8 protein-coding genes are annotated in these 9,222 nt (G+C 73.9%); 4 read left to right on the forward strand and 4 right to left on the reverse strand.

Translation table 11 applies throughout. The features are described from left to right. The 4 genes from G3I19_RS37795 to G3I19_RS31280 all read right to left on the reverse strand — a co-directional run. Window positions 1–1,712, reverse strand: a 1,712-nt coding sequence (locus G3I19_RS37795) for an acyl-CoA oxidase (protein ID WP_239074951.1), incomplete at its 3' end; no start/stop codon positions are given. A 3-nt stretch (window positions 1,713–1,715) separates the two neighbouring features. Next, window positions 1,716–2,942, reverse strand: coding sequence for a beta-ketoacyl-[acyl-carrier-protein] synthase family protein (locus tag G3I19_RS31270; RefSeq protein ID WP_164267090.1), 1,227 nt, complete (start codon window positions 2,940–2,942; stop codon window positions 1,716–1,718). After that, on the reverse strand, window positions 2,939–4,111 hold the full coding sequence (locus G3I19_RS31275) for a beta-ketoacyl-ACP synthase 3 (RefSeq protein WP_239074953.1): 1,173 nt from the start codon (window positions 4,109–4,111) through the stop codon (window positions 2,939–2,941). Before G3I19_RS31275 ends, G3I19_RS31270 begins: the two co-directional genes overlap by 4 nt. A gap of 233 nt (window positions 4,112–4,344) precedes the next feature. Beyond that, window positions 4,345–5,628: a multidrug effflux MFS transporter gene (locus G3I19_RS31280; RefSeq protein WP_239074952.1), complete on the reverse strand. Its 1,284-nt coding sequence runs from the start codon at window positions 5,626–5,628 to the stop codon at window positions 4,345–4,347. Window positions 5,629–5,683: 55 nt separating this feature from the next. Here G3I19_RS31280 and G3I19_RS31285 point away from each other — a divergent pair, with 55 nt between their 5' ends. The 4 genes from G3I19_RS31285 to G3I19_RS31300 all read left to right on the forward strand — a co-directional run bounded on the left by G3I19_RS31285 (window position 5,684) and on the right by G3I19_RS31300 (window position 8,935). Beyond that, window positions 5,684–6,700, forward strand: coding sequence for a Gfo/Idh/MocA family oxidoreductase (locus G3I19_RS31285; protein WP_164267093.1), 1,017 nt, complete (start codon window positions 5,684–5,686; stop codon window positions 6,698–6,700). A 145-nt stretch (window positions 6,701–6,845) separates the two neighbouring features. After that, window positions 6,846–7,613: an SDR family oxidoreductase gene (locus G3I19_RS31290; RefSeq protein WP_164267094.1), complete on the forward strand. Its 768-nt coding sequence runs from the start codon at window positions 6,846–6,848 to the stop codon at window positions 7,611–7,613. Window positions 7,614–7,682: 69 nt separating this feature from the next. Then, entirely contained in the window at window positions 7,683–8,018 is a 336-nt protein-coding gene (locus tag G3I19_RS31295) for a MazG-like family protein (RefSeq protein WP_164267095.1), read from the forward strand. Between the two features lie 29 nt (window positions 8,019–8,047). Continuing rightward, window positions 8,048–8,935 (forward strand): PhzF family phenazine biosynthesis isomerase, encoded by an 888-nt coding sequence (locus tag G3I19_RS31300; protein WP_164267096.1) that lies wholly within the window; start codon window positions 8,048–8,050, stop codon window positions 8,933–8,935. The last annotated feature ends 287 nt before the right edge of the window (window positions 8,936–9,222 follow it).

Here is a 9,222-nt window from a genome sequence, read left to right on the forward strand (position 1 = left end):
GCCCCCGCGTTCCACCGGCCGAGCGCGTCCCCCGGCGCAGCCTCGCGCATCCCGGCGCGGGCCCGGTCGAGGTCGACGCACTCGACGGCGGCGAGCAGCTCCCGGAGGAAGACCGGGTCGGTCAGCTCGCGGCCGGCCGGGGCGGCGGGCGGACGCGGCGGGTGGTGGTCGCAGACCATCCCGGCCGCCGCCTTGGCGTGGATGGCGAGGTTGTCGCCCTCGGCGGTGATCGCCCCCTCGATGCCGGTCACCAGGGCGGCGAGGCCGTTGTTCTCCAACAGGCCCTGGGCGCCGCACCGTTCGCGGCACTCACTGATGACGGCGCGCGCCTCCCAGGTGATCCAGGCTTTGGCCACGGCGACCAGCCGCTCGGCCCCGGCCCGGCCGCCCCCTCGGAACTGAGCCCCGCCGCCCTCAGCCCCACTTCCCTCCGGCCCACTTCTCTCCGGCCCACTTCCTTCCGCCCCACTCCCCTCCGGCCCACTTCCTTCCGCCCCACTCCCCTCCGTCCCACTTCTCTCCGTCCGGCTTCCCTCCGTCCGGCTTCCCTCCGCACCGCCGCACTCCGTCCACGTACGCAGCACCGTGCGGTGCAGCAGCGTCATCGCGTACGCCGTGGCCAGCGCGCCCGCGAGAGGGGCGTAGTGGCTGCGGTGCGCCATGACGGGCACCCGCTCGGGCGGCCGTACCCCGCCGATCAGCCGGTGCGAGCCGTGGCGGACCGCCACCGCGAGGGCCGCCCGTACGGAGCCGACTGCGCAGGCGCTCATGCTCAGCTTGCCCGCGGTGACCCGGCCGATCGACAGCAGGAAGCGGCTGCGCCGGTTGACCACCTCGCTGCTGAAGGCGCCCTCGGCGTCGAGCCGCCCCTGCGGCCCGGAGAGCAGTGCTTCGCGCGGGACGAAGACCCCGTCGAACGAGGTCAGACAGTGGTCGACCACACTGCCCATGCGCCGGGGCAGCAGCCTGACCCGTACGCCGGGCAGGGGGCCCCGCGGTCCGGTCAGCGCGGTCAGGAACAGGAAGACACCGAGGTCCTGGCCGTCGACCAGCAGCCGGGCCGCCACCACACCGCTCTTGGGGCCGCCCGCGGCACTGGTGTTGGGCATGAACTTCTGCGCTCCCGCGTGCGGGGTGCGCAGCAGGAACCCGTCCCTGGCCCGGTCGTAATCGGCTGTCGTCTCCAGCGCCGTGGCGTCGTTGCCGTGGTCGAGCTCGGTGCAGAGGAAGGTCCCGGTCCGGGTCAGATCCGCGAAGTCCGACAGATCCCGCCGCACGTCGCCGTCATGGTCGATGAGAGTGCCGAGGAACAGGTTGTAGTGGATGCCGGCGACTGTCGTCAGCGCGGTGTCGACGGGGCTGAGCCACTCATGCATATTGGCCAGTGCCACGGGGTCGGCGGCCAGCCGGAAGGCGCTGTCCAGCGTGGAGTTGAGGATGCGCAGCCGCCCGTACGCCAGCTCCAGCTGCGCGTCCGGTGCGAGAGCAGGCCCGCGCCGGAACGGCTCCGCGGTGAGCAGTGCGCGCCAGGGGCCGTGGGCGGCCCGGTGGTCGTCACCGAACAGCACCCGGACGAGCGCGTCGCGCACACCGGGGTCTCCGGCCTCCCCTGACAGACAGCCGGAAGCCGGGGACTCAAGAGGCTCAGGGGACTGGGAGGACTCAGGAGAATCGGCCGTCGGTGAGCCGGCGGCCAGGGTTTCCGCGGTCATCTCTCACGCTCCCCGCTGGAAGGCCAGCACGACGTTGTGTCCGCCGAAGCCGAAGGAGTGGCTGACCGCCCGCTCCACGGGCTCGCGGCGGGCCTCCTTGGTCACACAGTTCAGGTCGAACTCGACAGCGGGGGCGTCCAGGTTGGCGATCGGCGGAATCACGCCCTCCGCCAGGGTCAGTACGGTCAGCGCGGCCTCGATCGCCCCCGCTGCCGCGAGCGAGTGCCCCAGGACGCCCTTGGCCGATGTCACCGGTGGCCAGTGCGGGAACACCCGCGAGATCACGTCGGCCTCCATCGCGTCGTTGAGCGGCGTTGAGGTGCCGTGCGCGTTGACGTGCCCGACGTCGTACGGGCTCCAGCCGGCGTCCCGCAGGGCCGCGTCGACGGCGGCCCGCGCGCAACGGCCTTGCGGATCGGGGGCGGTGGGGTGGTGGGCGTCGGTGGTGGCGCCCACCCCGGCGAGCAGCGCACGGGCACGGTGACCGCGGGCAGCAGCGTCGGCGGCCCGCTCCAGGACCAGCACCCCGGCGCCCTCGGCGATGACGAACCCGTCCCGGTCCCCCGCGAACGGCCGGGACGCCCCCGCCGGGTCGTCGCACCGCTTCGACACCGCGCCCATCTGCGCGAATCCGGACACCACGAGCGGCTGGAGCACCGACTCCGCTCCCCCGGCTACCACCACGTCGCACTGCCCGGAGGCCAGCAGATCACGGGCGACGGCGATGGCCGTGGCGCCGGACGCGCAGGCGGTGGCGGGCGCGAGACTCGGCCCGTGTGCCGACAGCGCGATGGCGACCTCGCCTGCGGCCGCGTTGGGAATCATCATCGGTACCAGCAACGGGGAGACGGCGCCCGGCCCTTCGGCGTGCAGACGCAGGGCGTTGTCGGTGAGTACGGAGACTCCGCCGACGCCGACGCCGATGACCACCCCCACCCGGCCGCCGTCCCAGCCCGTGGGGTCGAGCCCGGCGTCGGCGACGGCCTGCCGGGCGGCGATCAGCGCCAGTTTGACGAAGCGGTGCATCCGCCAGGTCTTCCGTCCGCCGACCGCGGTGTCCAGGTCGACACCGTCCACCGCACAGCCGAAGTCGACCGGCAGACCGCGCAATGCGGGCAGGCGGCGGGCGGTGGAGCGGCCGGCCAGGACCGCTTCCCAGGTCGCGGCCGCACCGGCACCCCCCGGGGTGATCATCCCCAGTCCGGTCACAGCGATCTCGGGTGTCCTCATGAGAGCTCCTCGGAGAGTGCGGCCGCGGCGGGCCGCGCAGCGGTGGTACGGGACGCGGTGGTGGCGGAAGCGGCGGCGGTGGCGGCGGTGCGGGAGGCCGTCGTGACAGAAACAGCAGGGGCAGGAGCAGCGGCGGTGGCGGTGGCAGCGGCGGCGGCGGTGGCAGCGGCGGTTCCGGAACCCGGGGCAACAGGAGTCCCCGCCCAGCGCAGCGCGGCCGATCCCCAGGTCAGGCCGCCGCCGAAGGCAGTCAGCAGCACCCGGTCACCGGTCCGCAGCGCGCCCCTGGCGTCCGCGTCGGCGAGGGCGAGCGGGATGGAGGCCGCGCCGGTGTTGCCGACCCGGTCGAGGTGGGTGACGCACCGGGCGGGGTCGATGCCGAGCCGCCCGGCGACCGCGCGCAGGATCCGGGCATTGGCCTGGTGCGGTACGAAGTGGTCGACCTGCCCGGCGTCCCAGCCCAGCTTGGCGAGGAGGGCGCGGCAGGAGCCGGTCATCCGCTCGACGGCCTGCTGGTAGACGGCCGCGCCGCGCATCCGGAAGTAGCCGTCGCCCGGCCCGGCGGGCCCCGGCACGGACCGGGCCCGGGAGCCGCCGCCCGCCACGGTGATCAGGTCGTGTCCTGTGCCGTCGCTGCCCAGGTCGAAGCCGAGCAGTTCTCCGGGTGCTCCGGCGGGGCCCGCCGCGACCAGCGCGGCCCCCGCGCCGTCGCCGAACACGACCCCTGATCTGTGGTCGTCCGGGTCGAGCCAGCCGGAGTACGTGTCGGCGCCCGCCAGCAGGACCCGCTCGGCGATTCCGGCGGCCACCAGGCCCTGGGCGCAGGCCAGCCCGTAGATGAAACCGCTGCACACCGCGGACACGTCGACCGCCGCGACGGAACCGAGACCCAGCCGGGCCGCCACCGCGGGAGCCGTGGCCGGGCACGGGTGGTCGGGGGTGGCGGTGGCGAGGACGAGTGCGTCGACCCGGGGCCGGCCCGCGCGCTCCAGGAGCCGCCGGGCCGCCTCGTACGCCAGGTCCCCGGTGGAGACGCCGGGGCCGCTCCGGTGGCGGGCCCCGATCCCCGTCCGGGTCCGCACCCAGGCGTCGTCCACGCCCCAGTGCGCGGGCAGGGCGTCGTTGGTGACGCGCCGCGGCGGCACCCACCCGGCCACCGACTCGACCAGAGCCACCCTGTCCCCCCTCGTTCGTACGCTGTCTGCGGCAGCAGAACGGCGTTCGAGGGGGAAGGGTTTCGCAGCACGCGGCCGAACGGGTGGCCCTTGTTCATCCGTTCGAACCATGTGTCCGTACCGCGATGACCTGCGACGCTGCGGTACGGACCCGCCAGGCGGCGAAAGCGCTCAGCACCCGGCGCAAGACCGGGCGACCGGCGACCAGCGACCAGCGACCGGGCGGTCTACTCCGCGGCCCGCACCGCGACCGCGGGCGCCTTGCGCTGCCACGGCCGGCACAGCACCAGGAAGCAGGTCATCGCGCCCACCCCGCACACCAGCTGGACCACGGCCATCGGGGCGGCCGTCGCCTCACCCGCGATACCGACCAGCGGGGACGCCACCGCGCCGAGCAGGAAGGTGGAGGAGCCGAGCAGCGCCGATGCCGAACCCGCTGCGTGCGGGGTGCGCATCAGCGCCTGGGCGTTGGTGTTCGGCATGGCCATGCCCATCGCCGACATCAGCACGAAGAGGCCGGCGGCGATCGGGAAGAGGCCGACATGGCCGAAGACCCCGGACGTCATCAGCAGCAGCGCCGTGGCGGCGAGCGTAATGACGGCAAGACCGAAGCCGAGCGCCTTGTCCAGGCTGACCCGGCCGACGAGCACCTTGCCGTTGATCTGGCCGACCGCCACCAGACCGACCGAGTTGATGCCGAAGAGCAGGCTGAACATCTGCGGCGACGCACCGTAGATGTCCTGCACCACGAAGGGCGAGGCCGAGATGTACGCGAAGAGCGCCCCGAAGGCGAGCCCGCCGGCGATCAGATAGCCGGTGAAGACCCGGTCGGCGAGGAGCGAGCGCATCGTCCGCAGCGCCTGGCCGACACCGCCCGTGTGCCGCCGCTCGGGCGGCAGCGTCTCGTGCAGCCACTTCCACACCACGAGCGTCAGCAGCGTGCCGACCACGGTGAGCAGGACGAAGACTCCGCGCCAGTCCGTGATCTGGAGGATCTGCCCGCCGATGAGCGGGGCGACGATCGGGGCGACGCCGGAGATCAGCATCAGCGTGGAGAAGAACCGCGCCATCTCCATGCCGTCGTAGAGATCGCGCACCACCGCACGGGCGATGACGATGCCGGCCGAGCCCGCGAGGCCCTGCAACAGCCGGAAGGTGATGAGCAGTTCGACGTTCGGGGCGAAGGCACAGACCGCGGTGGCCGCGACGTACACGGCCATGCCGATGAGCAGCGGCCGCCGCCTGCCCCACTTGTCGCTCATCGGCCCGACGACAAGCTGGCCGAGCGCCATACCGATCAGGCAGGCGGTGAGGGTGAGCTGGACGGTGGCGGCCGGCGAGTGCAGCGCGTCCGTGACCTCGGGCAGCGCGGGGAGATACATGTCCATCGACAGCGCGGGCAGCGCGGTGAGCCCGCCGAGGACGAGGGTGACCAGGATTCCGGTGGTGCGGGCGACGGCAGGGGCGGGTAGCCCGGTGCGTATGTGCTCCGGGGCAGAGGTCTTCGGCATGGCCTCTATGCTCTCAGCCCAGAGGGTGTGGTGGGGACGGATTATGGGGGCCGGGATGGAAAGACCTGTGCGGTGGGGTGTGCTCGCCACGGGTGGCATAGCCAGCGCGTTCACCGCTGACCTGCAAGGACTCCCGGGCGCCGAGGTGGTCGCTGTGGCGTCGCGCACGCTCGCGTCCGCGAAGGGATTCGCCGGGCGCTTCGGCATCCCGCGCGCCCATGGCAGCTGGGCGGAGCTGGCGGCCGACCCGGACGTCGACGTCGTGTACGTGGCCACCCCGCACGCCGCGCACCGGGCCGCCGCCGGGCTCTGTCTGGAGGCGGGGCGCGCGGTGCTGTGCGAGAAGGCGTTCACGCTGAACGCGAGGGAGGCCGCCGAGCTGGCCGGTCTCGCCCGCTCCCGGGGCAGCTTCCTGATGGAGGCCATGTGGATGTACTGCGACCCGCTCGTCCGGCGGCTGACGGAGCTGGTACGGGACGGGGCGCTCGGCGAAATCCGTACCGTACAGGCGGACTTCGGGCTGGCCGGCCCCTTCGGCGCAGGCCACCGGCTGCTCGACCCGGCACAGGGCGGCGGAGCCCTGCTCGACCTGGGCGTCTACCCGGTGTCGTTCGCACAGCTGCTGCTCGGCGAGCCCGACCGGGTACGGGCCGACGCGCGGCTCTCGCCGGAGGGCGTCGACCTGGACACCTCGATGCTGCTGGGCTGGGAGAGCGGGGCGACGGCGCTGCTGAGCTGCTCGGTCACCGCGGACACCCCGCGGACCGCGGCCGTGACGGGGACGGCGGGCCGGATCGAGATTCCGCGCGGCTTCTTCCAGCCGGAGCGGTTCGTCCTGCACCGGGACGGCCGGGAGCCCGAGGAGTTCACCGCCGGGCAGTACGGCGGCGGGCTGCACGGCATGCAGTACGAGGCGGCCGAGGTGATGCGGGCCGTGCGCGCGGGCGAGACGGAGTCGCCGCTGGTACCGCTGGAGGGCACGCTCGCCGTGATGCGGACGCTCGACGCGGTACGGGAGCGGACGGGCGTCCGCTATCCGGCGGACACAGGACCGGCCGGGGACCGGGGCTGACCTGGGCCTGGAACCGGGGCTGACCTGGGGCCGGGGCTGGGGCTGACCTGGGGCTGGGGCTGGGGCTGACCTGGGGCCGGGTCCGGGGCGGCGAGCCGGGGCCGGAGCCGAGCCGGGACCCGCACCTGTCGTAATCTGCGCCCCCATGGACACATCTCGGAAGACAGCATCCCGCAGGACGGCAGTGGTCACCGGCGCGGGCTCCGGCATCGGCCGGAGCGTCGCCCTCGCCCTGGCGGACGCGGGCTGGTCGGTGGCGCTGGCCGGGCGCCGCGCGGAGAAGCTGGCCGCGACAGCCGCGCTCACCGGCGGCGAGACCTTCCCCGTACCAGCGGACGTCACGTCCCCTGACGAGGTGGCCGCGCTCTTCGGCACGGTGCGGGAGCGCTGGGGGCGGCTGGACCTGCTCTTCAACAACGCCGGCATCTCGGGCCCCGGCGGGGTGCCGGTGGAGGACCTGACGTACGAGGCGTGGCGGCAGGTCGTGGACACCAACCTGACGGGTTCGTTCCTGTGCGCGCAGGCGGCCTTCCGGCTCATGAAGGAGCAGGACCCGCAGGGCGGCCGGATCATCAACAACGGCTCCATCTCGGCGCACACCCCACGCCCGGACTCGATCGCGTACACGGCCACGAAGCACGCCATGACCGGCCTCACCAAGTCCCTCTCGCTGGACGGCCGTCCGTACCGCATCGCCTGCGGGCAGATCGACATCGGCAACGCGGCCACCGAGATGACCGAGCGGATGCGCGGCGGAATCAAACAGGCCAACGGCGAGCTGCTGGCCGAGCCGGTGATGGACGCGGCGGACGTGGCGCGCACGGTGCTGCACATGGCGGAGCTGCCGCTGGAGGCCAATGTGCAGTTCGCGACGGTGCTGGCGACGACGATGCCGTACGTGGGCCGCGGCTGAGGCGAGGGGCCGCGGCGTGGGCGCCCCGGAAGGGGCGCGCGGCGTCACCGGCATGGCAGGGTGCCGTCCATGGACGAACACGCCTGGAACACCATCGATCGACTCCACGCCTGGCTGGCCGGTTCCACCTCCCGGCCCCCTCAGGAGGAGACCCTGCTCCGGATCCTCAAGCTCTCCGAGGAGGTCGGCGAGGTCGCCCAGGCGGTCATCGGCGCCACCGGCCAGAACCCCCGCAAGGGCGCGTCGCACAGCTGGCAGGACGTCGAGGCCGAGCTGTGCGATGTGATCGTGACGGCGATGGTGGCGCTGCGCACGCTGACCCCTGACGCGGCCGGGGTGTTCGCCGGACATCTGGAGCGGGTCGCGGACCGCTCCCTGAGCCGCCCGGCTCCCGGAGGGGAATGACCGCGGCGGCCGGGCGGTTGGCGACGGACATGACGTCACACCCCCGCCCTCGCCCCGAGGTACTCCGCTACACCGCGTTCTCCGCCGACCCGGCCGGGGGCAACCCCGCCGGGGTCGTGCTGGACGCCGCCGGTCTCGACGACGCGGCGCAGCTGGCGATCGCCGCGGAGCTCGGGTACAGCGAGACCGCGTTCCTGACCGCGCCGCCCGAAGGGCTCCGCGGGGAGCCCGGACGGGCGTTCACCGTCCGGTACTTCAGCCCGCAGGCCGAGGTCCCGTTCTGTGGGCACGCGACGGTCGCCACCGCGATCGCCTTCGCCGAACGGCACGGCCCCGGCGATCTCCTCCTCGCCACCCGCGCGGGCACGGTGCCGGTGACGGTGGCCGATGAGGACGGCACACTGCGGGCCACCCTGACGAGCGTCGAACCGGCCGTCCTGGATGTGGCCGGGCCCGAGGTGGCCGAAGCGCTGGGCGCGCTCGGCTGGCAGGCATCGGACCTCGACCCGGCCCTCCCGCCCCGTATCGCCTACGCGGGGGCGCGCCACCTGGTGCTGGCGGCCGCGACCAGGTCCCGGCTGGCGGACCTCGCGTACGACTTCGACCGGCTGACCGCCTTCATGCACACCCTGGACCTGACCACGCTCCAGCTGGTCAGGCGGGAGTCGGAGACGGTCTTCCACGTCCGGGACCCGTTCCCGGTGGGCGGGGTGGTCGAGGACCCGGCGACGGGGGCCGCCGCGGCGGCGTTCGGGGCGTACGCCCGTGCGCTGGGCCTCGTCGCGGAGGACGCGGTTCTCACCCTCCACCAGGGTGCGGACATGGGCCGCCCCGGCGAGCTGACGGTCACACTGCGGGCGGGCGACTCCCGGGTACGGGTGAGCGGCACGGGCACCCGTATCGCGGAGGGCGGCTGATCGCTCGCGGGGCGGCTGATCGCTCGTGGGGCGTGGCTGATCGCGGAGGGCGACTGGTCCCTGCGGGCGGCTGATTCCGGAGGGCAGCCGAGGGGGTGGTCAGGCCGCACCGCCGGGCAGAGGCGGTCAGGCCGCACCGCCGGGCAGAGGCGGTCAGGCCGCACAGTCAGGCGAAGCAGCCGAACAACACAGCCGGGGGGGTCGGCCGGGCAGGATGTCCCGCCCGGCCGCACCGCTGCCCGGCCGCACCGCCGCCCGGCGGTTCAGTGCTTGCGGGTGCGGCGCGG

The organism is Streptomyces sp. SID10853, assembly GCF_010548145.1.
Taxonomy (GTDB): Bacteria; Actinomycetota; Actinomycetes; order Streptomycetales; family Streptomycetaceae; genus Streptomyces.

Excerpts from the sequence above, each read along its gene's own strand:
- G3I19_RS31270 (WP_164267090.1), bottom strand. The coding sequence starts at position 2,942 with ATGAGGACACCCGAGATCGCTGTGACCGGACTGGGGATGATCACCCCG.
- G3I19_RS31280 (WP_239074952.1), bottom strand. The coding sequence starts at position 5,628 with ATGCCGAAGACCTCTGCCCCGGAGCACATACGCACCGGGCTACCCGCC.
- G3I19_RS31285 (WP_164267093.1), top strand. The coding sequence starts at position 5,684 with ATGGAAAGACCTGTGCGGTGGGGTGTGCTCGCCACGGGTGGCATAGCC.
- G3I19_RS31290 (WP_164267094.1), top strand. The coding sequence starts at position 6,846 with ATGGACACATCTCGGAAGACAGCATCCCGCAGGACGGCAGTGGTCACC.
- G3I19_RS31295 (WP_164267095.1), top strand. The coding sequence starts at position 7,683 with ATGGACGAACACGCCTGGAACACCATCGATCGACTCCACGCCTGGCTG.
- G3I19_RS31300 (WP_164267096.1), top strand. The coding sequence starts at position 8,048 with ATGACGTCACACCCCCGCCCTCGCCCCGAGGTACTCCGCTACACCGCG.